The organism is Streptomyces sp. NBC_00354 (assembly GCF_036106915.1).
GTDB lineage: Bacteria > Actinomycetota > Actinomycetes > Streptomycetales > Streptomycetaceae > Streptomyces.
The window spans coordinates 3,119,147-3,139,903 of record NZ_CP107983.1; the positions used below are offsets into that span (position 1 = coordinate 3,119,147).

The 20,757-nt window shown below is 72.0% G+C and carries 23 protein-coding genes; 10 read left to right on the top strand and 13 right to left on the bottom strand.

The genetic code is table 11. The annotated features are described in order from the left end of the window. The first annotated feature begins 67 nt into the window (after positions 1-67). Positions 68-370: a hypothetical protein gene (locus OHT74_RS13690; RefSeq protein ID WP_443047379.1), complete on the top strand. Its 303-nt coding sequence runs from the start codon at positions 68-70 to the stop codon at positions 368-370. A 131-nt stretch (positions 371-501) separates the two neighbouring features. On the opposite strand, the gene OHT74_RS13695 is transcribed toward OHT74_RS13690, so the two are convergent. Continuing rightward, positions 502-1,260: a ferritin-like fold-containing protein gene (locus OHT74_RS13695; RefSeq protein ID WP_266664043.1), complete on the bottom strand. Its 759-nt coding sequence runs from the start codon at positions 1,258-1,260 to the stop codon at positions 502-504. Between the two features lie 305 nt (positions 1,261-1,565). On the opposite strand from OHT74_RS13695, the gene OHT74_RS13700 reads away from it, so the two are divergent. The 3 genes from OHT74_RS13700 (at position 1,566) to OHT74_RS13710 (ending at position 5,031) form a co-directional block, all read left to right on the top strand. Next, a complete protein-coding gene (locus OHT74_RS13700) occupies positions 1,566-3,821 on the top strand; it encodes a DEAD/DEAH box helicase (protein WP_328620373.1) in 2,256 nt (751 codons plus the stop codon). 103 nt (positions 3,822-3,924) lie between these two features. After that, positions 3,925-4,782 carry an alpha/beta fold hydrolase gene (locus OHT74_RS13705; protein WP_328620374.1) on the top strand — a complete coding sequence of 286 codons (858 nt, stop codon included), beginning with the start codon at positions 3,925-3,927 and terminating at the stop codon, positions 4,780-4,782. A 96-nt stretch (positions 4,783-4,878) separates the two neighbouring features. Further along, the gene (locus OHT74_RS13710; RefSeq protein ID WP_166663124.1) at positions 4,879-5,031 is read left to right on the top strand and encodes a hypothetical protein; all 153 of its coding nucleotides are present in this window, start codon (positions 4,879-4,881) and stop codon (positions 5,029-5,031) included. Positions 5,032-5,110: 79 nt separating this feature from the next. Here OHT74_RS13710 and OHT74_RS13715 read toward each other — a convergent pair whose 3' ends face one another. The 4 genes from OHT74_RS13715 to OHT74_RS13730 form a co-directional block, all read right to left on the bottom strand. Beyond that, entirely contained in the window at positions 5,111-5,716 is a 606-nt protein-coding gene (locus tag OHT74_RS13715) for a MarC family protein (RefSeq protein ID WP_266664050.1), read from the bottom strand. Between the two features lie 61 nt (positions 5,717-5,777). Continuing rightward, entirely contained in the window at positions 5,778-6,644 is an 867-nt protein-coding gene (locus OHT74_RS13720; protein WP_266664052.1) for a PHP domain-containing protein, read from the bottom strand. A 117-nt stretch (positions 6,645-6,761) separates the two neighbouring features. After that, positions 6,762-7,403 (bottom strand): DUF6758 family protein, encoded by a 642-nt coding sequence (locus OHT74_RS13725; protein ID WP_266664054.1) that lies wholly within the window; start codon positions 7,401-7,403, stop codon positions 6,762-6,764. Between the two features lie 75 nt (positions 7,404-7,478). After that, the gene (locus tag OHT74_RS13730; protein ID WP_328620375.1) at positions 7,479-8,063 is read right to left on the bottom strand and encodes a suppressor of fused domain protein; all 585 of its coding nucleotides are present in this window, start codon (positions 8,061-8,063) and stop codon (positions 7,479-7,481) included. A 376-nt stretch (positions 8,064-8,439) separates the two neighbouring features. Between OHT74_RS13730 and OHT74_RS13735 the strand changes: the two genes are divergently transcribed. After that, entirely contained in the window at positions 8,440-9,555 is a 1,116-nt protein-coding gene (locus OHT74_RS13735) for a magnesium and cobalt transport protein CorA (RefSeq protein WP_266664058.1), read from the top strand. 23 nt (positions 9,556-9,578) lie between these two features. Beyond that, positions 9,579-10,091, top strand: a complete 513-nt coding sequence (locus OHT74_RS13740; protein WP_266664060.1) for a hypothetical protein — start codon at positions 9,579-9,581, stop codon at positions 10,089-10,091. Between the two features lie 25 nt (positions 10,092-10,116). Here OHT74_RS13740 and OHT74_RS13745 read toward each other — a convergent pair whose 3' ends face one another. Beyond that, positions 10,117-10,905: a hypothetical protein gene (locus OHT74_RS13745; protein ID WP_266664062.1), complete on the bottom strand. Its 789-nt coding sequence runs from the start codon at positions 10,903-10,905 to the stop codon at positions 10,117-10,119. A gap of 205 nt (positions 10,906-11,110) precedes the next feature. Between OHT74_RS13745 and OHT74_RS13750 the strand changes: the two genes are divergently transcribed. The 3 genes from OHT74_RS13750 (at position 11,111) to OHT74_RS13760 (ending at position 14,270) form a co-directional block, all read left to right on the top strand. After that, on the top strand, positions 11,111-12,382 hold the full coding sequence (locus tag OHT74_RS13750) for a magnesium transporter MgtE N-terminal domain-containing protein (RefSeq protein ID WP_266664064.1): 1,272 nt from the start codon (positions 11,111-11,113) through the stop codon (positions 12,380-12,382). A 133-nt stretch (positions 12,383-12,515) separates the two neighbouring features. Continuing rightward, entirely contained in the window at positions 12,516-13,067 is a 552-nt protein-coding gene (locus OHT74_RS13755) for a DUF1003 domain-containing protein (RefSeq protein ID WP_266672738.1), read from the top strand. 42 nt (positions 13,068-13,109) lie between these two features. Then, positions 13,110-14,270 (top strand): Mrp/NBP35 family ATP-binding protein, encoded by a 1,161-nt coding sequence (locus OHT74_RS13760; RefSeq protein WP_266664066.1) that lies wholly within the window; start codon positions 13,110-13,112, stop codon positions 14,268-14,270. A gap of 55 nt (positions 14,271-14,325) precedes the next feature. Here OHT74_RS13760 and OHT74_RS13765 read toward each other — a convergent pair whose 3' ends face one another. From OHT74_RS13765 to sigE, 5 genes are all read right to left on the bottom strand, one after another. After that, complete coding sequence (locus tag OHT74_RS13765) at positions 14,326-15,072, bottom strand: hypothetical protein (RefSeq protein WP_266664068.1); 747 nt, start codon at positions 15,070-15,072, stop codon at positions 14,326-14,328. A 199-nt stretch (positions 15,073-15,271) separates the two neighbouring features. Continuing rightward, complete coding sequence (locus OHT74_RS13770; RefSeq protein WP_266996897.1) at positions 15,272-15,718, bottom strand: sec-independent translocase; 447 nt, start codon at positions 15,716-15,718, stop codon at positions 15,272-15,274. A 106-nt stretch (positions 15,719-15,824) separates the two neighbouring features. Further along, entirely contained in the window at positions 15,825-17,150 is a 1,326-nt protein-coding gene (locus tag OHT74_RS13775) for a S1C family serine protease (RefSeq protein WP_443047380.1), read from the bottom strand. Between the two features lie 146 nt (positions 17,151-17,296). Then, entirely contained in the window at positions 17,297-17,923 is a 627-nt protein-coding gene (locus OHT74_RS13780) for a zf-HC2 domain-containing protein (RefSeq protein ID WP_443047381.1), read from the bottom strand. Further along, entirely contained in the window at positions 17,920-18,699 is a 780-nt protein-coding gene (gene sigE, locus OHT74_RS13785) for an RNA polymerase sigma factor SigE (protein ID WP_328620376.1), read from the bottom strand. Before sigE ends, OHT74_RS13780 begins: the two co-directional genes overlap by 4 nt. Positions 18,700-18,915: 216 nt before the next feature. On the opposite strand from sigE, the gene OHT74_RS13790 reads away from it, so the two are divergent. Further along, on the top strand, positions 18,916-19,578 hold the full coding sequence (locus OHT74_RS13790) for an O-methyltransferase (protein ID WP_266664074.1): 663 nt from the start codon (positions 18,916-18,918) through the stop codon (positions 19,576-19,578). Between the two features lie 28 nt (positions 19,579-19,606). Here the strand turns inward: OHT74_RS13790 and OHT74_RS13795 are convergent, their stop codons facing one another. Together OHT74_RS13795 and OHT74_RS13800 are read right to left on the bottom strand one after the other, a co-directional pair. Continuing rightward, on the bottom strand, positions 19,607-20,224 hold the full coding sequence (locus tag OHT74_RS13795) for a hypothetical protein (RefSeq protein ID WP_266664076.1): 618 nt from the start codon (positions 20,222-20,224) through the stop codon (positions 19,607-19,609). 139 nt (positions 20,225-20,363) lie between these two features. Beyond that, a complete protein-coding gene (locus tag OHT74_RS13800; RefSeq protein ID WP_003966491.1) occupies positions 20,364-20,531 on the bottom strand; it encodes a DUF3117 domain-containing protein in 168 nt (55 codons plus the stop codon). Positions 20,532-20,757: the final 226 nt, after the last annotated feature.

The window sequence follows — 20,757 nt, forward strand, 5'->3', positions numbered from 1 at the left end:
TTCCCTTTCTTCCGCTTCGGGTAGGACCGCAGTGAACCGGTTTGCCCCTGACCTGCGGGAGGCCCACATGCTGCTGCTGGAAGCGCTCGGCTCTGCCCTCCTGGGCCTCGCCCTGGCCGGAGTGGCCGTGCGGGTGCTCGCACAGCGGCTGCCGTCCCCGAGGGTGGTGCTGGTCAGCGGGATGCTGGGGGCGCTGTTCGGGGCTTATCTCACGCAGTTCGCGCTCGGCCCGGGGCACAACACGCTGACCGCGACCCTGGTCGGCTCGGTGCTGGTCTCCGCGGTGGTGCTGTCGCTGCTGCTGCGTCCCGGCGCGGGGCCCCGGCGCTCGTCCCACCGGACTCCGTTTTCGCTCCCGTCGCAGGGCTGACCGGTCCTCGGACTCCTCCGGCTCGTCCGGCCCCTCCAACTCCTCTGACTGACCACGTACGTCGGCCCCGGCGCGGTATTCCGCGCCGGGGCCGACCTACGTGCAGATGAGGCGGCGAGCGGGTGAAGCGATCAGGCGGCGAGGCCCAGTGCGGCCATCCGCTTCGTGTGCGCCTTGGTGATCCGGGTGAACATCTCGCCGACGGCCGCCAGGTCGAAGCCGGCCGCCATCCCGTCCACGCCGCCGACCAGCATGGTGGAGAGCGCGTCACGCTCGGCGACCACGCGCTGCGCCTGCGAGAGCGCCTCGCCCATCAGCCGGCGGGCCCACAGCGCGAGCCGGCCGCCGCAGCGCGGGTCGGCCTCGATGGCGGCCCGCACCTTCTCGACGGCGAAGCCGCCGTGGCCGGTGTCGTCCAGCACGCTCACGACCAGGGCGCGCGTGTCGGTGTCCAGGTGGCTGGCGACCTCGCGGTAGAAGTCGCTGGCGATCGAGTCACCGACGTAGGCCTTGACCAGGCCCTCCAGCCAGTCCGACGGCGCGGTCTGGCGGTGGAAGTCGTCGACTCCCTTGGCGAAGGGCTCCATGGCGGCGGTGGGCTCGGCGTCGATCGCCGCCAGCCGGTCGCGCAGCCGCTCGAAGTGGTGGAACTCCGCGGAGGCCATCTTCGCGAGCTCGGCCTTGTCGTCGAGGGTGGGTGCGAGCTTCGCGTCCTCCGCGAGGCGCTCGAAGGCCGCGAGCTCTCCGTACGCGAGTGCGCCCAGCAGGTCCACGACGGCGGCCCGGTACTGCGGCGAGGCGGAGGCGGTCGCCCAGTCCTGGGCAGCGATCCCGGTCGCCTCGGCGGCGGTGCTGTCGTCGGAGGGCGATGCGTTTTCAACGGTCGACATGCTCCGCACAATAGCCCGCCGGAACGCCCTGCAAGGCACCGCATCCGGTCACTGTCGGTCCGCCCAAACGCGGCTACCAGGTGAATTCACCCGACACAGCTGCGCGATTCCGGGGTACAGTGGTAATGCGCCTGCCGGATACTCGGCGGGCCATCCGAATGAGGATGCCCGGTCGGTGGCCCGATCGGCTCCACCCGACCGCCCTCGGCGTGATGCGTACGTCCATGCGTACCGCCTCTCCACGAGGGGCCCCCTCAGCGGCACAAGCGCTTGAGCGAAGGCTAGTGGTCCCGCGCAGCTTCGTAATGGCTCTCCCGAATTTTGGGTGGGCGCAGTACTGCAAGCCAGGCACGGTACGACCCCCCTCGCCGCCTCGCGCCGCGTCTCACAGAAGAGGCAGCACCCTGACTACGTTCCGAGACCTCGGGATCTTTCCCGAGACGGCCGAAGCCCTTGAGGCCGTCGGCATTGTGTCCCCCTTCCCGATCCAGGAGATGACCCTCCCCGTCGCCCTTTCCGGCACGGACGTCATCGGCCAGGCGAAGACCGGAACCGGCAAGACGCTCGGTTTCGGCCTTCCGCTGCTGGAGCGGGTCGTCGTCCCCGCGGACGTCGAGGCCGGCCGGGCCACGCCCGCGCAGCTCACCGACTCCCCGCAGGCCCTCGTCGTCGTCCCGACGCGCGAGCTGTGCACCCAGGTCACCAACGACCTGCTGACCGCGGGCAAGGTCCGCAACGTCCGCGTCCTCGCCATATACGGCGGCCGCGCGTACGAGCCCCAGGTCGAGGCGCTCAAGAAGGGCGTCGACGTGATCGTCGGCACCCCGGGCCGCCTGCTCGACCTGGCCGGTCAGCGCAAGCTCGACCTGTCGCACGTCAAGGCCCTCGTCCTGGACGAGGCCGACGAGATGCTCGACCTGGGCTTCCTGCCCGACGTCGAGAAGATCATGAACTACCTGCCGGCCAAGCGCCAGACGATGCTGTTCTCGGCGACCATGCCGGGCGCGGTCATCGGCCTGGCCCGCCGGTACATGACGCAGCCGACGCACATCCGCGCCACCTCGCCCGAGGGCGAGGGCGTAACCGTCGCCAACATCAAGCAGCACGTCTTCCGTGCGCACAACATGGACAAGCCGGAGCTCGTCTCCCGCATCCTGCAGGCCGATGGCCGCGGGCTGGCCATGATCTTCTGCCGTACCAAGCGCACGGCGGCCGACATCGCCGAGCAGCTGGAGAAGCGCGGCTTCGCGTCCGGCGCCGTCCACGGCGACCTGGGCCAGGGCGCGCGCGAGCAGGCGCTGCGTGCGTTCCGCAACGGCAAGGTCGACGTGCTGGTGTGCACGGACGTCGCCGCGCGCGGTATCGATGTCGAGGGTGTCACCCACGTCATCAACTACCAGACGCCGGAGGACGAGAAGACCTTCCTGCACCGCGTGGGCCGTACCGGCCGCGCGGGCAACAAGGGCATCGCCGTCACCCTGGTCGACTGGGACGACATCCCGCGCTGGCAGCTGATCAACAAGGCGCTGGAGCTGGACTTCCACGACCCGGTCGAGACGTACTCCACGTCCCCGCACCTGTTCGAGGAGATGAACATCCCGGCCGGCACCAAGGGCGTCCTGCCGCGCGCCGAGCGCACGCGGGCCGGCCTGAAGGCCGAGGACCTCGAGGACCTGGGCGAGACCGGCGGCCGCGGTGGCCGTGGCGGCCGCGGTGACCGCGGTCCGGCCGCCGCCGCTCCGGTCGAGGAGCGCGAGGCCCGTACGCGCACCCCGCGCCAGCGCCGCCGGACGCGGGGCGGGTCGGAGCTCGGTGCCGAGGGCGCTGCCGTCACCCCCGTGGTCGAGGCGGAGGCCCCCGAGGCCCCGGCCGGCGACGAGGCGCGCAAGCCGCGCCGCCGCCGGACGCGTTCGGTGACCACGGCCGCTGCGGCTGCGGCTGCCGTGGCCGAGGCGGCCCCGGTCGCTCCGGTCGTCGAGGCCGCCCCCGTCGCCGCGGTCGCGGTCGCGGAGGCTCCGGCCGAGGAGGCCCCGGTCAAGGCCCGCCGGACCCGGACCCGCAAGGTCGCCGAGGCGCCGGTCGTGGCGGAGCCGGACTTCCAGCAGGCCCCGCAGGCCGAGCCGGTCAAGGCCGAGCCGGTCAAGGCCGAGCCGGTCAGGGCCCGCCGGGTCCCGACCCAGAAGCCCGTCCTCGCCCAGGTGACCCCGATCGCCGAGGCTCCGGCCGCGGAGACGGTGGTCAAGGCCCGCCGGACCCGGACCCGCAAGGTCGTCGACGCGGCCCCGGAGCCGGACTTCCAGGTGGCCCCGCCCGTGGAGCCCCCGGTCAAGGCCCGCCGCACCGCCACCACCCGGACCCGCAAGGTCGCGGAGGCCGCTCCGGTCGTCGCCGAGGCCGCCGCGGTGGCCGAGGAGGCTCCGGTCAAGCCGAAGCGCACCCGGACCCGCAAGGCCGCCGCTGCCGTCGTCGAGGCTCCGGCCGCGCCGGCCGCCGAGGAGACCCCGGCGAAGCCGAAGCGCACGCGGACCCGCAAGGCCGTCGCGGAGACCACGGAGGCCTGATCCCCCGTTCCGCCGTCCGGTGGCCCCGGTCCCCTTCCGAGGGGGCCGGGGCCATCGGCGTACCCGGGCTGGACAGGCCCCTACGGGCCGGTAACCTCTGGCCATGAGCAAGCCGCCCCGCCTCACGCTGCCGTCCGGTGCCCGTGCGCACGTCCTGTCCACCGCCCGCGGCGGGTTCGCCGTGCACGAGGCCGGTGAGCCGGTCCGCGGCACCGCCCTGCTGGTCCCCGGTTTCACGGGCAGCAAGGAGGACTTCATCGGCCTCCTCGAGCCGCTGGCCGGCGCCGGGTACCGGGTGGTCGCGGTCGACGGCCGCGGGCAGCACGAGAGCCCCGGACCGCGCGAGGAATCGGCGTACGCGCTGGACGAGCTGGCGCTGGACGTCCACGCCCAGGCCGCCGCGCTGGGCGGGGGTCCGGTCCACCTGGTCGGCCACTCGCTGGGCGGGCTGATCGCGCGGGCCGCCGTACTGCGCGATGCGGCGCCCTTCGCCTCCCTCACCCTGATGAGCAGCGGCCCGGCCGCGATCTCCGAGGGCCAGCAGGAGCGTACGAAGCTGCTGGTCGCCGCCCTGGAGGCAATGCGCGAAGACATGCCGGGCGTATGGACGGCGATGCGGTCCTTCGACCCGGAGGACGCGGTGCCCGACGCTCCCGAGCTCGCGGAGTTCCTGCGCGTGCGGTGGCTGGCCACGGTGCCCGAGCAGCTGATCGCCACGGGCCGGATCCTGGTCTCCGAGCCGGACCGGGTGGACGGGCTGAGCGGGGTGGACCTGCCGAAGCTGGTGCTGTCCGGCGAGGTCGACTACGCGTGGCCGGTCCCGCTGATGGACGACATGACACATCGACTGGGCGCTGAGCGGGTCGTCGTACCGGGTACCGAGCACTCCCCCAATGCGGAGAATCCGCAGGTCACGGCCGGTGCGCTGGCTGCGTTCTGGGACGCCCACCCCCAGGTTTAATTAGCGAATGAAAAAATTTCCTTAGCGTAGGGAATGTTTGCCTCTTACACTTCGTTGGAACAGTGCAAGGAGAACACTGACGAAGGGAGAAGCCCCATGCGCTTCGAGATTCTGCGCCTGGACGATGTCGACGGATCCGCCGTGGACAGCACCGTCGTGGACGCGGCCTCCGTCAACCGGATCGTGCAGCAGGCGGCCGCCGTAGGCCAGCGCATTCTGATCCGACCGGCCGAGAGTGCGTCCTCCTGACACCTCCGCTCGATCCGCACATGACGCAGACGCCCCCGCACCGATCCGGTGCGGGGGCGCTCGCGTACGCGGGAACGGGTCAGGCCGTGTGAATGACCTGGAGCACGCCGTTGATGATCTGCTGGACGGCGATCGCGGAGAGCATCATGCCGGCGAGCCGCGTCACGAGGACGACGCCGCCCTCCTTGATGACCCGGATGATCACGAGCGAGTAGCGCATCGTGAGCCACAGCACGACGTGCATGGCGATGATCGCCAGCCAGACCGAGACCTGGCCGGTGACCCCGTCCGCCTTCTGCACGGCGAGGATGACGGACACGATCGCACCGGGACCGGCGAGCAGCGGCATGCCGAGCGGCACGAGGGCGACGTTCACGTCCTTGGTCTGCTTGGGCTCGTCGTTCTTGCCGGTGAGCAGGTCGAGCGCGATGAGCAGGAGCAGCAGACCGCCCGCGATCATCAGCGCGGGGACGGAGACGTGCAGGTAGTCCAGGATCTGCTGGCCGCAGATACCGAAGATGGCGATGACGCCGAAGGCCACGCAGACGGCCTGCCAGGCCATGCGGCGCTGCACCTTGGCGGGGCGGCCGGAGGTCAGGGCGAGGAAGATCGGCGTGATCCCCGGGGGGTCCATAATCACAAAAAGCGTGAGAAATAGGGATCCGAAGACGGCGAAGTCGAACACAGTGATGCCTTGCAGGAGAGAGGGGTGTTACGAAGAAGGAAGAAGGGGCGGCGAGGCGCGGTTACGCGCCGGTCGCTCCGCCGGCGCCCGGAACGGGGAAGGCCCCCGTCGCGCGGCGCGTGATCTCGCCGTAGATCTCGGGGTCGGTCGTGTACTCCCCGAGGCGGCAGGTCTTGCGGCTGCCGTGGTAGTCGCTGGAACCGGTCGCGAGGAGTCCGAGCTCGCCGGCCAGGGCGCGCAGCCGCGCGCGCGTGTCGGAGTCGTGGTCCATGTGGTCCACCTCGATCCCGTCCAGGCCTGCGGACGCGAGCTCGGCTATCGCGGACTCGGGTACGCACCGGCCGCGCTTGACGGCGGCGGGGTGTGCGAACACGGTGACCCCGCCGGCCGCCTTGACGAGGCGGATGGCTTCGAAGGGGTCCAGCTCGTGCTTCTCGGCGTACGCGCGGCCGCCGTCGGCGAGCCAGTCCGGCGTGAACGCGTCGGACACGGTGGGTACGACGCCCAGCTCGACGAGCGCGGTGGCGATGTGCGGCCGCCCGACGGAGCCTTCGCCCGCGATCCGGGAGACCTGCTCCCAGGTGACGCCGACGCCGAGCTCCCGGAGCTTGCCGATCATGGCGTGGGCGCGCGGGGTGCGGTCGTCGCGGACGAGCTCCCGCTCACGGGCGAGCTCGGGCTCCTCGGGGTCGAAGAGGTACGCGAGCATGTGCATCCCGATGCCGTCGAGCCGGCAGGACAGCTCCATGCCGGTGACGAGGGTGAGCCCGTGCGGCACCGCGGCGAGGGCTTCGGCGTATCCCCCGACGGTGTCGTGATCGGTCAGTGCGACCACGTCCAGCCCGGCGGCGGCCGCATTGCGGACCAGCTCGGCGGGGGTGTCGGTCCCGTCGGAGGCCGTGGAGTGGGCGTGCAGATCGATGCGCACGGCCGGGGCTCCAGGGGTCTCGCGGGTACGGGGGGACACCCCAGGATACCGCCCGCCTGCCGTACGGGCGCCACGCCACCCGACGCCCGGCCCCGGCGGGGGCCTTGGGGTGTCCGGCTACGGCCCCAGCACGCGCGGGCTCAGCGCGCCGCACGGGAGGAGTTCGACCTCGGCGCCCGCATCGCGCAGGTCCGTCAACACCAGTTCGTCGTACATCAGCAGGCCCGACTGCTCCGGCCAGACCACGGCCCACAGCCACAGCCCGCGCGCCTCGCCGGCGAACACGGCCCGGTCCTCCGGGGCTCCCTTCACGTGCCACAGCGGTGTCGGGCGGCCCGCCGCGACGACCTTGGCGTGCGGCGGGGCCGAGACGTCGATGTACGTACCGGGGTCGGGACCGTCGATCCCCGCGTACCGCGCGCCGAGGCCGACCCCCAACTCCTCGGCGACCAGCAGCAGCTCCCCCAACCCGCCGAGCGGTCCGGGGCCCGTGCAGGCCACTGCCGTCGCGCGGCCCCCGCTGCGGTCGTCACCGGCCGAGGCCACCCCGGTGAAGAGCCACCCCACCGGCAGCGGCCACGGCATCCACACCGGCACCTTCGCCCGGTTCACCACGACGCCCAGGCCTTCGACGCTGGGCGGGATGACGGGCTGCAGGGGGTGCACCGTGCCATGCACCGCACACTGCCACGAGTCGGAGAAAAGCCCGGGCGCCCTGACCCGGCCACCGCACTTCGGGCAACTTGGTTCGCCCCTCATAAGAAGCCACGCTCCTCCCCGCCCGGCGCCCCGTCAAGACACGATCACCCGTCCGGATGTCTCAGTCCGGATGTCTCAGTCCAGCGCCACGGCGGCACGAAGAGGATCCCGCAGATCCGTGCCGTGCGACAGCCAGCGTTCCTGGAGCGCCGCCGCGCCGTGCACCCGCTTCCACGCGGCCTCGTTCGCCGTCATCGGCAGGAGGGGGAGGAAGTGCACCGGGTCCATGGGCTCGTCGAGTTCCAGGTCCTCGACCAGCCCGCCCGGCTCCGCGACGAGTACGGAGGTGAAGGGCGCCCCGTCCCACAGCGGGCCGCCGACGTCGAGCGAGGCGCCGGGGGCCACGACCAGCCCCTCCACCTGCGGCGAGGCGCCCAGCACCGCGAGGGGCCGCAGCAGCTTGTCGGTGGGCGCCAGGCCCGCCCGTACGGTCAGCACGAGCTCGGCGCGCGGTCCGCGCAGCGGGTCGGCCACCACGACGGTCGGGTCGCCCATCGGATGCGCGGACATGCCGAGGGTCGCGTAGCGCACGAGGTCGCCCTCGGGGAAGCGGAGCACTTCGATGCGGTCGGTGCCGAGGAAGGTGACGGCGGCGCGGGCGTCGGGTTCGCCGAGTGCGGTGCGCAGCCGGGCTTCGACGAGAGCCAGAATTTCTGCCATGAAGCGAGCATAGAACTCGTATGAGGCGGGTAAAGCGCGGGTCTTGACCATCCGTCGGCTGATAATGTTGACAGCTGGTCGGGGCCACACTCTTGAAGAGTTGTTCAGGGCGTCCGACGACAGGACGTCCTCCACGGGGGACCGGCCGGAGGAGGTGGGGCTGCAATGGATCGAAGTCGATCGTGCAGTACCAACCGCTCTTCCACTCCCGGTACGGGCACGTTCCAGCCCGTTTGATCATCTGATCAGTCGAAGAGCGACGGCAGAACTTTGTCCTCCCGTCCTGTTCCTTCCGTCTGCCCGGCCCTGCCCGCCGGCGGCGGCGGAAGGCCTCCCACCCGTACGGTCCGCAGCCGTGCGTGCGAAGGAGCCTGCCATGTCGATGCTGCCCTACCTCCGTGCCGCCGTACGTCCGGCCCTGCGCAGGTCCACCCCGGCCCAGCCCGGCTACGACACCACCCGCGACCCGTCCGCGAGCAGCGCGGTCGTCGACTGCGCCGTGTACCGCGACGGCCGACGCGCTCTGGGATCGGCCTGCCTGACGCCGCGTGAGGCGATGGCCCGGGTCCGCGAGGGCGGCGGCTTCGCATGGATCGGCCTGCACGAGCCGACCGAGGCGGAGTTCGCGGGGATCGCCGCCACCTTCGGGCTGCACCCGCTCGCCGTCGAGGACGCGGTGCACGCGCACCAGCGGCCGAAGCTGGAGCGCTACGACGACACGCTCTTCACCGTCTTCAAGACGATCCACTACGTGGAGCACGCCGAACTGACCGCCACCAGCGAGGTGGTGGAGACCGGCGAGGTGATGTGCTTCACCGGCCCGGACTTCGTCATCACCGTCCGGCACGGCGGCCAGGGCTCCCTCAAGGGGCTGCGCCACCGGCTCCAGGACGACCCCGGCCTCCTGGCCAAGGGCCCCTCCTCGGTCCTGCACTCCATCGCCGACCACGTCGTCGACGGGTACATCGCGGTCGCGGCGGCCGTCCAGGACGACATCGACGAGGTGGAGAGCGCGGTGTTCGCCGCGCCCGCCAAGGGCAGTGCGCGCGGCGGCGACGCGGGCCGCATCTACCAGCTCAAGCGCGAGGTGCTGGAGTTCAAGCGGGCCGTCGCCCCGCTGCTGCGGCCGATGGAGCTGCTGAGCGAGCGCCCGATGCGGCTGGTGGACCCGGACATCCAGAAGTACTTCCGCGACGTCGCCGACCATCTGGCGCGGGTGCACGAGCAGGTCGTCGGCTTCGACGAGCTGCTGAACTCGATCCTCCAGGCCAACCTGGCCCAGGCCACGGTCGCCCAGAACGAGGACATGCGCAAGATCACCTCCTGGGCGGCGATCATCGCCGTCCCGACCATGATCTGCGGGGTCTACGGGATGAACTTCGACCACATGCCGGAGCTCCGGTGGCGCTACGGCTATCCGATGGTGATGGCCACGATCGTCGCCATCTGCTTCACCATCCACCGCGCCCTGCGCCGCCACGGCTGGCTCTAGCGGCACCCCCTACTCTGGTGCGCATGACTCTCAGCACGCTCGACCTGGCCCTCGTCGAGGAGGCCACGAAGAAGTCCGGCCTGATCTGGGTCCGCGGCTCCGGGGCCGACCGGGCCCTGTGGCACGCCTGGGTGGACGGCGCGGCCCACGTGCTGGGCGACGGTCCCGGCGAGCAGCCGTTCCCGGGTCTCGCGGACGGCGCGGCCGCCGAGGTGACCGTGCGCAGCAAGGACAAGGGCGGCCGGCTGGTGGCCTGGACCGCGACCGTACGGGAGCTCGCGCCCCGCAGCGAGGAGTGGCAGGCCGCGGTCGCCGAGCTCAAGGGGAAGCGGCTGAACGCGCCCGACTCGGAGGAGATGACCGAGCGGTGGGCGCGCGAGTGCCGGCTGCTGCGGCTGGAGCCGGTGACGGCGAGCACCGACCTGCCGGGCGGATCGCTGGCCGCGGCCCCGCTGGGCTCGCCCGCGGTCACCCGCCGGCCCATCCCGGCAGGCCTGCCGAAGCTGCTGCTCAAGCGGAAGAAGGCGGCCCGCTGAGGCGGTCCCCTTCCTCTTCCTTCTGCTACTTCGTCGGGTTCGAGCCCTGGCCCGAGCCCTTGCTCGGGGCCGGGGCGGGCGACCCGCTCTGCTCCTTGGTCGTCGGCATCTGAGAGCCGTAGTCGACGGTCTGGTCCTGCGCGGGCGCCTCCAGCGGGAAGGCCTTGCCCCACTCCGCGAGATCGACCCGGCCCGCCCCGCCGGCCCGCTCCAGGCGCAGCGGGTACGGGGTCCCCTCCAGGGAGACCGACAGCTTGCCGCCCTTGCCCTTGTCCGCCGTGACCAGGACCGCGCGGGTGGGCCCGACCTTGGTGTAGTCGCCCTTGGCGAGCTTGCCGTCGAGTCCGAGCAGCCCGTCGAGGAGCACGTGCATGTCGGTGAACCCGCGGAACTGCTTGTACGTGGGGTCGCTCTCGGGCACCTTCACGTATTTGTCGCCGAGCTTGCCGGCCGAGTCGGACTTGCCCCAGAAGGCGGCGCTCGCCTTGAGGTAGAGCTGCTCCCCGACCCGCAGCACCTGGAAGGTGTCCTCCTGCGACTTCACCTCGCCGGAGCCGCCGTCCTTCTTGAGCCGCATGTCGAGCGTGAAGGACTTGCCGCCGCTGACGAGCGTGCCGGACAGGTGGACCGAGTCGGCGGCGCCGGCCGCGGCCTTCGCCTTGTCCTCGATCTGGTCGGCGGAGAGCTTGCCGACCCCGTTGGTGCCCTCGTCGGGGTCTGCACCGCAGCCCGCGCCGGTGACGGCCAGGCCCGCGAACAGGACACCGGCGAAGGCCGCCCGGCGCAGCCGTGCGGCGGGGAGGTAGGCGGTCACGGGCAGGTGCCTCTCGTCGTGCGTCTTCGAGCAGCAGGCAGCGTACCCGCCCGTAGCAACCGTGCCGGGCGGGTGGTCGGCCGGCCCGGCCGACCGCCTCCCCCGGCTGCGCACGGGCGGACCGCCCCACCAGGACGGTCTCCCGCGGCACGGGCTAGCCTGAGGGGCGGCAGGACTGAGGATCGACGCTCTAGGAGGCGCTCGCATGGCTGGTGGCGCCCCGCGGATCTTCGTCTCGCATCTGTCGGGTGTGCCCGTTTTCGACCCCAACGGCGACCAGGTCGGCCGCGTCCGCGACCTCGTCGCGATGCTCCGCGTCGGCGGCCGTCCGCCGCGGCTGCTGGGCCTGGTGGTCGAGGTGGTCAGCCGGCGCCGGATCTTCCTCCCGATGACCCGGGTGACGGGCGTGGAGTCCGGACAGGTCATCACCACCGGCGTCGTCAACATGCGGCGCTTCGAGCAGCGGCCCACCGAGCGGCTGGTCCTCGGCGAACTGCTGGACCGCCGGGTGACGCTGGGCACCACCGGCGAGGAGGTCACCGTCCTCGACGTGGCCATCCAGCAGCTGCCGGCCCGGCGCGACTGGGAGATCGACAAGATCTTCGTACGCAAGGGCAAGGGCGGCGCGCTGCGCCGGCGCGGCGAGACGCTGACCGTGGAGTGGTCGGCGGTGACCGGCTTCTCGCTGGAGGAGGAGGGCCAGGGCGCCGAGAGCCTGGTGGCCACGTTCGAGCAGATGCGCCCGGCCGACGTGGCGAACGTCCTGCACCACCTGTCGCCGAAGCGGCGAGCCGAGGTGGCCAACGCCCTCGACGACGACCGCCTCGCGGACGTCATGGAGGAGCTGCCCGAGGACGAGCAGGTGGAGATCCTCGGCAAGCTGAAGGAGGAGCGCGCCGCCGACGTCCTGGAGGCGATGGACCCGGACGACGCGGCCGACCTGCTCTCGGAGCTCCCGGAGGACGACAAGGAGCGGCTGCTGACCCTGATGCAGCCGGACGACGCGGCCGACGTGCGCCGTCTGCTGTCGTACGAGGAGAACACCGCGGGCGGTCTGATGACCACCGAGCCGATCGTGCTGCGCCCGGACGCGACGGTCGCGGACGCGCTGGCCCGCGTACGGCAGGCGGACCTGTCGCCGGCGCTGGCCGCGCAGGTCTACGTGTGCCGGCCGCCGGACGAGACGCCGACGGGCAAGTACCTGGGCACGGTGCACTTCCAGCGGCTGCTGCGGGACCCCCCGTTCACGCTGGTGAGCTCGATCGTGGACGCGGGCCTGCCGCCGCTGCGCCCGGACGCCTCGCTGCCCCAGGTGACGAGCTATCTCGCCGCCTACAACATGGTCGCGGTACCGGTGGTCGACGAGAGCGGTTCGCTGCTGGGTGCGGTGACCGTGGACGACGTACTGGACCACCTGCTGCCGGACGACTGGCGGGAGACGGACTACCACGCCGAGGAGGTCCCCGGTGCCCGGTGAGCGACGGGGTGAACCGGCGCGCGAACGACGCCGTGAGCAGATCCGCGTGCGGCGCGAGCTGGCGCGCGAGCACGCCCGAGAGTCCGCGCGCGAGCATGGGCTCACGGGCCGGGAGGAGGAGGTCGCCGAGCGGCTGCGGTCCAAGGCGGCCGGTTCCTCGACCGGGTCGACCGCGCTGACCCGGTCGCCGCGGGTGCGCCTGGACCAGCCCCGGTCGGACCGCCGGCGGCTGCTTCCGGTGTACGACCCGGAGGCGTTCGGGCGGCTGTCGGAGCGGGTGGCGCGGTTCCTCGGCACGGGCCGGTTCATCGTCTGGATGACGGTCGTCATCATCGCCTGGGTGCTGTGGAACATCTTCGCGCCGGGGCACCTGCGGTTCGACCCGTACCCCTTCATCTTCCTGACGCTGATGCTCTCGCTCCAGGCCTCGTACGCCGCCCCGCTGATCCTGCTCGCGCAGAACCGGCAGGACGACCGGGACCGGGTCAACCTGGAGCAGGACCGCAAGCAGAACGAGCGCTCCATCGCCGACACCGAGTACCTGACCCGGGAGATCGCCGCGCTGCGGATGGGTCTGGGCGAGGTCGCGACCCGCGACTGGATCCGGTCGGAGTTCCAGGACCTGATCAAGGAGATGGACGAGCGGCGGCTATTCCCGCTCGAGAGTGACGAAGGCGACCGCTAGCGGCCTTTCCGGAGGCAGGCTACCGAGCCGTACCATCGGGGCATGGCTACCGACACAAGCTCCGCCGCCGTGCCTGAGCAGGATGCGATCCTCGACGCGCTGGCGACGGTGAACGACCCCGAGATCCACCGGCCGATCACCGAGCTCGGCATGGTCAAATCGGTGGAGATCGGCGACGGCGGCGAGATCGCCGTCACGGTCTACCTCACGGTGTCGGGCTGCCCCATGCGCGAGACGATCACCAAGAACGTCACCGAGGCCGTCGAGCGCGTCGCCGGCGTCACGTCGGTCGCCGTCACGCTGGACGTGATGAGCGACGAGCAGCGCAAGGAGCTGGCGGCCACGCTGCGCGGCGGCACCGCCGAGCGCGAGGTCCCGTTCGCCAAGCCGGGCTCGCTGACCCGCGTCTACGCGGTCGCGTCCGGCAAGGGCGGCGTCGGCAAGTCGTCCGTGACCGTGAACCTGGCCGCGGCGATGGCCGCGGACGGCCTGAAGGTCGGCGTCGTGGACGCGGACATCTACGGCCACAGCGTGCCGCGCATGCTGGGCGTGGACGGCCGCCCGACCCAGGTCGAGAACATGATCATGCCGCCGTCCGCGCACGGCGTGAAGGTCATCTCCATCGGCATGTTCACCCCGGGCAACGCGCCGGTGGTGTGGCGCGGTCCGATGCTGCACCGGGCCCTCCAGCAGTTCCTGTCGGACGTGTTCTGGGGCGACCTGGACGTGCTGCTGCTGGACCTGCCGCCGGGCACCGGCGACATCGCGATCTCCGTGGCCCAGCTGGTGCCGAACGCGGAGATCCTGGTCGTGACCACCCCGCAGCAGGCTGCGGCCGAGGTCGCGGAGCGGGCCGGATCGATCGCCGTACAGACGCACCAGAAGATCGTCGGCGTCGTCGAGAACATGTCCGGGCTGCCGTGCCCGCACTGCGACGAGATGGTCGACGTGTTCGGCTCGGGCGGTGGCCAGAAGGTCGCCGACGGCCTCACCAAGACGGTCGGCGCGACGGTCCCGGTGCTCGGCTCCATCCCGATCGACGTACGGCTGCGCGAGGGCGGCGACGAGGGCAAGCCGGTCGTCCTGTCGGACCCGGACTCCCCGGCCGGTGCGGCGCTGCGCTCGATCGCGGGCAAGCTGGGCGGCCGCGCCCGCGGCCTCGCCGGCATGTCCCTGGGCATCACCCCGCGCAACAAGTTCTGACCGTCGCGACGTGAAGGGCACCGCCGACCGGCGGTGCCCTTTCCCGTACCCGGGGCTACTCGTATGCGGCCAGGTCGCCGATCACCGAGAAGCCGATCCCGTACGCGCTCATTCCCCGCCCGTACGCACCGAGGTGCACCCCGCCCTGCGTCGAGCCGGCCAGCACCCACCCGAACTCGGACTCGCGGTAGTGGAACGGCGTCGGCTCCCCGTCCACGGGGAGCGAGAGCGTCGACCAGTCCTCGCCGTCGAGGTCGTCGGCGAGCTCCCACGCGGCCTCGGTCTGCTGGTCGAGCCAGTCGTCGCGCAGGGTGTGGTCCATCTGCCCGGGCCAGCTGTACGCCAGCAGCCCGGAGCCGGCCAGCCAGGCCGCCGAGGAGACCGAGGTGGCCTCCAGGACGCCGGTGCCGTCGCTGCTGCGGCGCAGCGGGTTGCTCGCGACGGTGACGACCACCGCGAAGCGCTCCTTCTCGCCGGTGGCGAGCTCTCCGCGCGCGGAGGGCTCGTCGCCGTGGCCGGTGGAACCGTGCTCGACGGTGCCGTCGGCGCCGGTGCCCACCTGCATGAGCCAGCGGGGGCCGGTGAAGGCCCCGTCCAGCCCGTACCAGGGAAAGTCCGCGGCCAGGAACCCCCCGGCCGTCCGGCGGGCCGTCGGGACGGGCGCGGCGGCCTCCTGGGGCTGCGCGGGGGCGGGCTGCGCGGCTTCAGCCGCCGGCTCCGCCGGTGCGGCTGGTTCTGCTGGTGCGGCAGCGGGAGCCTCGGCGGGCTGCACCCCAACCCGGCTACTGCTCGTCGTCTCCATCGATGCGGCCTCTCGTTCCGTGGGGTCCGGAACGCGCCCTCCCCCACATCTCGTCGGGGGGACCCCCACCCTGGGGCGTCCTGGGTCCGGACTCATGGAGGATAGCCACCGGACCCCGGATCACCGGGTAAGGCTCGAATCAGGGGGTGTCATACCGGCCGCAGGCCTCGCCGGCCCGACGGGAATTACGGGACAGCCCTCAGGTGGCGTCGGCGTCGTACGGGGTGCGCTGCTCGGCGGCCGGGGCGGCGGGCTTCTTCAGCAGGTCAGGGCCGGTGGCGGCGGGCGCGGCGGAGGTGCCGGCGGCGGCCGGGGCGGGGGCCGTCTCCCTGCTGTTGACGGCGTCGGTGACGTCGTTCAGCTCCTTGCGGAGATCGAAGGTGCTGCGGATCTCCCGAAGGTCCTCGTTCTCGGTCAGCTGCTTGCGGATGAACGTCTTCGGGTTCAGGTCCTCGAACTCGAAGTCCTTGAACTCGGGACCGAGTTCCGACCGGATGTCCTGCTTCGCGCTGTCGGAGAACGCGCGGATCTTCCGGATGACCCCGGTGACGTCCTGGATCACCTTGGGCAGCTTGTCCGGGCCGAAGACGAGGATGGCCAGCACCACGATCGTGACCAGCTCGAGTGCGCCTATGTCGTTGAACACCTTGCCGCTCCTCGGCTCTCTTCACTTCGGGCCACGACACACGGTACCCGGCGTTGCCGACGGGGCCATACATCGGTGCGCCATCGGCCTCGGATTCTCCGTATGGTCATGATCCGTTCGCCGAACCGAGGACCAGCTCCAGGGTGCGCTCCCGGCCGTCGCGCAGCACGGTCAGGGTGAGCGGATCACCCGGGCGGTGGGCCCGGATCTTGATGACGAGCTCGTCGCCGCCGTGTACGCGGACCCCGTCCACCTTGGTGATCACGTCGCCGCCCTGGATCCCGGCGCGGGCGCCGGGGCCGTCGGCGGTGACGGCCGGCTTGCCGCCCTCGCCCTTGGTGGCGACGCGGGCCCCGTCGCCGGTGTACTCCATGTCGAGGGTGACGCCGATGACGGGGTGCGTGGCGTGGCCGGTGCGGATGAGCTCCTCGGCGACGCGCTTGCCCTGGTTGACCGGGATGGCGAAGCCGAGCCCGATGCTGCCGCTCTGCTTCTCGGGGTCCCCCTGGTCCCCTTTGTCCGCCCCCCTGATCGCGCTGTTGATGCCGATCACGCGGGCCTTGGCGTCGAGGAGGGGGCCGCCCGAGTTGCCGGGGTTGATGGGGGCGTCGGTCTGGAGGGCGTCGACGTAGCTGATGTCGCTGCCGTCGCCCTTGTCGCCGCCTGCGGTGATGGGCCGGCCGGTGGCGCTGATGATGCCGGCGGTGACGGTGTTGGAGAGGTCGAACGGCGCGCCGATGGCCACCACCGGGTCGCCGACCTTCACGTTCTCGGAGTTCCCGAGGGAGAGCGGCTGCAGGCCCCGTACGCCTTCGACCTTGACGACGGCCAAGTCGTAGCCGCCGTCCCGGCCGACCAGTTCGGCGGTGACGCTCTCGCCCGTGCTGAAGGTGACCGTTATGTCCTTGGCGTCGGAGACGACGTGGTTGTTGGTGAGGATGTGGCCCTGCTCGTCGAGTACGAACCCGGTTCCGGTGCCGCTGCCTCCGCTGCCGCGGACGTGCAAGGTCACCACGCCCGGCAGCGCGGTGGCGGCGATCCCGGCCACGCTCTCGGGGGCCCGGCCCTTGCTCTCGACGGCGGCCTGCGGGAGTTCGAGACGGGTGCTGCTCTGCCGTTCGGCGAGGACGCCGAGCCAGCCGCCGATGCCGCCGGCGAGGAGGGCCGTACCGAGGCTGAGGGCCACGGCGTGCCGCAGCCGGATGCCGCGCCCGCCCGGGGCCTTCCCCTGATCGGCGACCTGGAGCGGCCGCTCGCCCCACGGGTCGTACCGCGGCCCCGGCACCGACGCGTGTGGCACGGGCTCGGCCGCCGGATCGGAGCCTGCACCCGGCTCGGCCTCCGGCCCGGGCTCCGCCCCGGCCGCTGCCGCCGGGCCGGCGGGGCGGCTCCACCAGGACGGAGCCGTGTCGGACTGCTGCTGGTCGGCCATGGGCGCTCCCCTGGGGGTCCCCCCAGCGGAGCCAGGGGGAGGGTACTTGTTAGCACCGCCGGGCGGCGCATCTGCCGCAGATTCAACCAGGTCCCCCACCCCCTGGGGGCCACACCCCGGTTCCCGGGCCCCCGCCGCCCCGGGTGTCAGCGGGTCAGGGAGACCGGGCGGGGTGAGGCGGAGATCGAGGGGTGGACCGGTGGCAGCGGGCCCGTGGGGTGCGGGCCGGCCACGAACCCGGGGCTCGGCGCCCGGTCCCGGACCACCGCATCGGACACCGACACCGTGGGACCGGGCCGTGTCGCCGGAGCTTCGCCCCGTACGTTCGGCTCGAGGGTGTCGACCGGAAGCGAACCGCCCAGTGCGATCGCGGCCAGCGAGACCGCGCCGGCCGCCACGAACGCGAAGCGGCGGCGCGGGCGCCCCACCTCGTGGATGCGGAAGCCCTGCTGCGGTGCGGCCGGAGGCACGTACCCGAAGAGCTCCGCCCCCGGCGGGCTCTGCGGACCCGGCGGACCGGACGGCCCGTCGAGGCCGTCGCCCGGCAGCCCCTGCAACCGGGCCAGCAGCCCGGCCGACAGCGGCGGCGGTGCGCTCTCCACGAAAAGGCTCTTCACACGGCGCTGCGCATCGGCCTCGGCCTTGCACTTGGCGCACGTGGCCAGATGCGCCAGGACCCGCTCGCGCGCGTCATGGCTCAGCTCCCCGTCGACCAGCGCGGCGAGACGGTCGCCCAGGTGCTGTTCGGCAGGAGACGGACTGACTCCGCTCACTCGGCTCCGCCCTCTCCCCCGGCGCCCGGCGCGCCCACCGCCGCTCCCGCCAGCGCCCGCTGCTCGGCACGGGCCTCGGGAGACCGGTGCTTGAGCGCCTTGCGCAGATGCGAACGGCCCCGGTGGATACGGCTGCGCACGGTGCCGAGCTTCACGCCCAGCGTCGCGGCGATCTCCTCGTACGAGAGGCCCTCGATGTCGCACAGCACCACGGCCGCACGGAACTCGGGCGCAAGGGTGTCCAGCGCCTGCTGCACGTCCGCGTCGAAGTGGGTGTCGTGGAGGACCTGCTGCGGGGACGGCTCACGGCTCGGCAGCCGCTCGGCCGCGTCGTCGGCGAGCGCGTCGAACCGGATCCGCTGCTTGCGGCGGACCATGTCCAGGAACAGGTTGGTGGTGATCCGGTGCAGCCAGCCCTCGAACGTGCCCGGCGTGTATGTGGACAGCGAGCGGAAGACGCGGACGAAGACCTCCTGCGTCAGGTCCTCGGCGTCGTGCTGGTTACCCGTCAGACGGTAGGCAAGGCGGTAGACCCGCGCACTGTGCGTGCTGACGATCTCCTCCCATGAGGGAGGGGTCCACGCCTGGGTGCCCGCATCGGCGGCAAAGGTCGCGGTGGTTGCGGTGGCAGCGGTGTGGAAGCGGTCAGCAATGTTGGTCACGGATTTCGGCTCACCCACCGACCAGAAGAGGCGTCTGAATACACCTCCACGATCCACAGGCGCAGCCGCACCTCCCCTATCGGCTCTGGTGGTGTCCAGTGGAGTCCCTACCATAGCCACCCCTCCCGTCAGCTCCGGATAAGCATTTTTGCAGTAACTTTGCACGTGCCTTCGACACGCCGGGCCGACGATCTGCCCGGTGCCGTCCCCATCTATCCCGGCTGCGCCCCGCCCTTACGCCCCTTTTGCCTCGCTGGGTCTTTCCGCCGCTGCTTTCTTCAACGCCCGGTCCCATCTGCGGGTTCCCGACGCCAACGGATACAGTCACCGTTGCGCCAACTATGGGGACAGGAGAGGGTCATTACCGGCAACCGGCAGACGAGCTGGGCGTTCGCCGACGCGTTTGTCGCCGAGGACGACGCTCTGCGGTGGGCCCGCGACCGGGCCAGGGAAGCGGGCCTGCGCTCCGTCTCCCCGGGCACCGGGGCTGCGCTGCGCCTGCTCGCCGCCACCGCGGACGCCAAGGCGGTCGCCGAGATCGGCACCGGCACCGGCGTCTCCGGCATCCACCTCCTCCACGGCATGCGCCCCGACGGGGTGCTGACCACCGTGGATCCCGAGGCCGACCGGCAGGCCTTCGCCCGCCAGGCCTTCCGGGCCGCCGGCTTCGCGGGCAACCGCGCCCGGTTCATCCCGGGCCGCGCACTCGACGTACTCCCCCGGCTCGCCGACGGCGGGTACGACCTCGTCTTCTGCGACGGGGACCCGTCCGAGTCCCTCGACTACCTCGCCGAATCGTTGCGCCTGCTGCGCCCCGGCGGGCTGGTGTGCTTCGAGGGGGTCTTCTCCGACGGCCGCACCGTCGACTCGGCGGCGCAGCAGATCGAGGTGATGCGGGTACGGGAGCTGCTGCGCAGCGTCCGGGAGAGCCCGGCACTGGAGGCGGCCCTGCTCCCGGTGGGCGACGGCCTGCTGTGCGCGGTCCGGCGCTGAGTGCCCGTACGGCCGGGTCGGACCCGGCTCAGCTCAGGAGCAGGAAGGTGAGGGCCGACGTACCGCCCAGCGCCGTGCCGGCGAGGAGTTGCGCGGGGGTGTGCGCCCGCAGGACCAGCCGGGACCAGGCGACGGCGGCGGCGATCAGGGCCGCCGGGAGCGCCCGCGGTCCGAAGACGAGCAGCAGGATCATCACGGTGCCGCCGGCCACCGACATGTGAATCGATATCTGCCAGCCGACCGTCACCAGCAGGGACGACACCAGACCCACGAGCATCGCGACGACGAGCGCGAACACCTCGCCGGGGGCGCCGAGGACGCGCAGCAGGGTGATCCCGGCGACCACGGAGACCAGGCTCAGGGCCATCGGGACGATCCGCTGCCTCCGCACCCGGATGTGCTGGTCGGTCAGCGCCCCCCGGCGGACGCCGAAGGCGATGATCCCGACCGGGACCGCACCGCAGAACAGGGCGGCGAGCAGGCCCCAGCCGAGACCGGTCCACGACGCACTGCCGTGCCATCCGATGAGCAGGAGAAGGGCGACGACCATGTTGGCCGGCGCCAGCCCGTCGGAGACGACGCGGGCGGCCTTCTGGCGGGGAGTGCACTCGGCGAAGGCCGGCGGCGCAGGCGGGGAGAAGGTCACGACGGGCTCCGCGAGGCGCAGGGGATCAGTCCGGTGACGAGGTCCCCGGGCACGACACAACGCTGCCCCGGCCGCGGAGAGCGGACGGGGCAGCGCAGAGAATACGGGAATGCAGATGGTGCGCGGTGCTGCCGACTGGTTAGCCGACGACCTTCTTCAGGGCGTCACCCAGGGCGTCCGCCTCGTCCGGAGTCAGCTCGACGACAAGCCGACCGCCGCCCTCGAGCGGTACGCGCATGACGATGCCCCGCCCCTCCTTGGTGACCTCGAGCGGGCCGTCGCCCGTCCGCGGCTTCATGGCCGCCATGCTCGTTCCCCTTCCTGAAACCAGCTCATCGTCAGCCGACGGCCCCATTCAGGCGCCTGGAACCCGGCATCGAACACATTGCTTCTTGGCCATTATCCCGCATGTCAGGACCCGATGACCAACATCGGCAGGGAACGCTTGCGCAACGCGCTCGGCCAAAACCACTCATTTCGGGGACGTGCCTGCGATACTTCGCCGCCGCACCCGGCGTTAGCCCTCCGCTTTC

Coding starts and splice junctions, on each gene's coding strand:
- sigE (WP_328620376.1), bottom strand. CDS start 18,699: ATGGTAGGGACTCCACTGGACACCACCAGAGCCGATAGGGGAGGTGCG.
- OHT74_RS13695 (WP_266664043.1), bottom strand. CDS start 1,260: ATGTCGACCGTTGAAAACGCATCGCCCTCCGACGACAGCACCGCCGCC.
- OHT74_RS13705 (WP_328620374.1), top strand. CDS start 3,925: ATGAGCAAGCCGCCCCGCCTCACGCTGCCGTCCGGTGCCCGTGCGCAC.
- OHT74_RS13740 (WP_266664060.1), top strand. CDS start 9,579: ATGACTCTCAGCACGCTCGACCTGGCCCTCGTCGAGGAGGCCACGAAG.
- OHT74_RS13710 (WP_166663124.1), top strand. CDS start 4,879: ATGCGCTTCGAGATTCTGCGCCTGGACGATGTCGACGGATCCGCCGTG.
- OHT74_RS13700 (WP_328620373.1), top strand. CDS start 1,566: ATGGCTCTCCCGAATTTTGGGTGGGCGCAGTACTGCAAGCCAGGCACG.
- OHT74_RS13725 (WP_266664054.1), bottom strand. CDS start 7,403: ATGAGGGGCGAACCAAGTTGCCCGAAGTGCGGTGGCCGGGTCAGGGCG.
- OHT74_RS13775 (WP_443047380.1), bottom strand. CDS start 17,150: ATGGCCGACCAGCAGCAGTCCGACACGGCTCCGTCCTGGTGGAGCCGC.
- OHT74_RS13730 (WP_328620375.1), bottom strand. CDS start 8,063: ATGGCAGAAATTCTGGCTCTCGTCGAAGCCCGGCTGCGCACCGCACTC.
- OHT74_RS13765 (WP_266664068.1), bottom strand. CDS start 15,072: ATGGAGACGACGAGCAGTAGCCGGGTTGGGGTGCAGCCCGCCGAGGCT.
- OHT74_RS13735 (WP_266664058.1), top strand. CDS start 8,440: ATGTCGATGCTGCCCTACCTCCGTGCCGCCGTACGTCCGGCCCTGCGC.
- OHT74_RS13690 (WP_443047379.1), top strand. CDS start 68: ATGCTGCTGCTGGAAGCGCTCGGCTCTGCCCTCCTGGGCCTCGCCCTG.
- OHT74_RS13800 (WP_003966491.1), bottom strand. CDS start 20,531: ATGGCGGCCATGAAGCCGCGGACGGGCGACGGCCCGCTCGAGGTCACC.
- OHT74_RS13750 (WP_266664064.1), top strand. CDS start 11,111: ATGGCTGGTGGCGCCCCGCGGATCTTCGTCTCGCATCTGTCGGGTGTG.
- OHT74_RS13760 (WP_266664066.1), top strand. CDS start 13,110: ATGGCTACCGACACAAGCTCCGCCGCCGTGCCTGAGCAGGATGCGATC.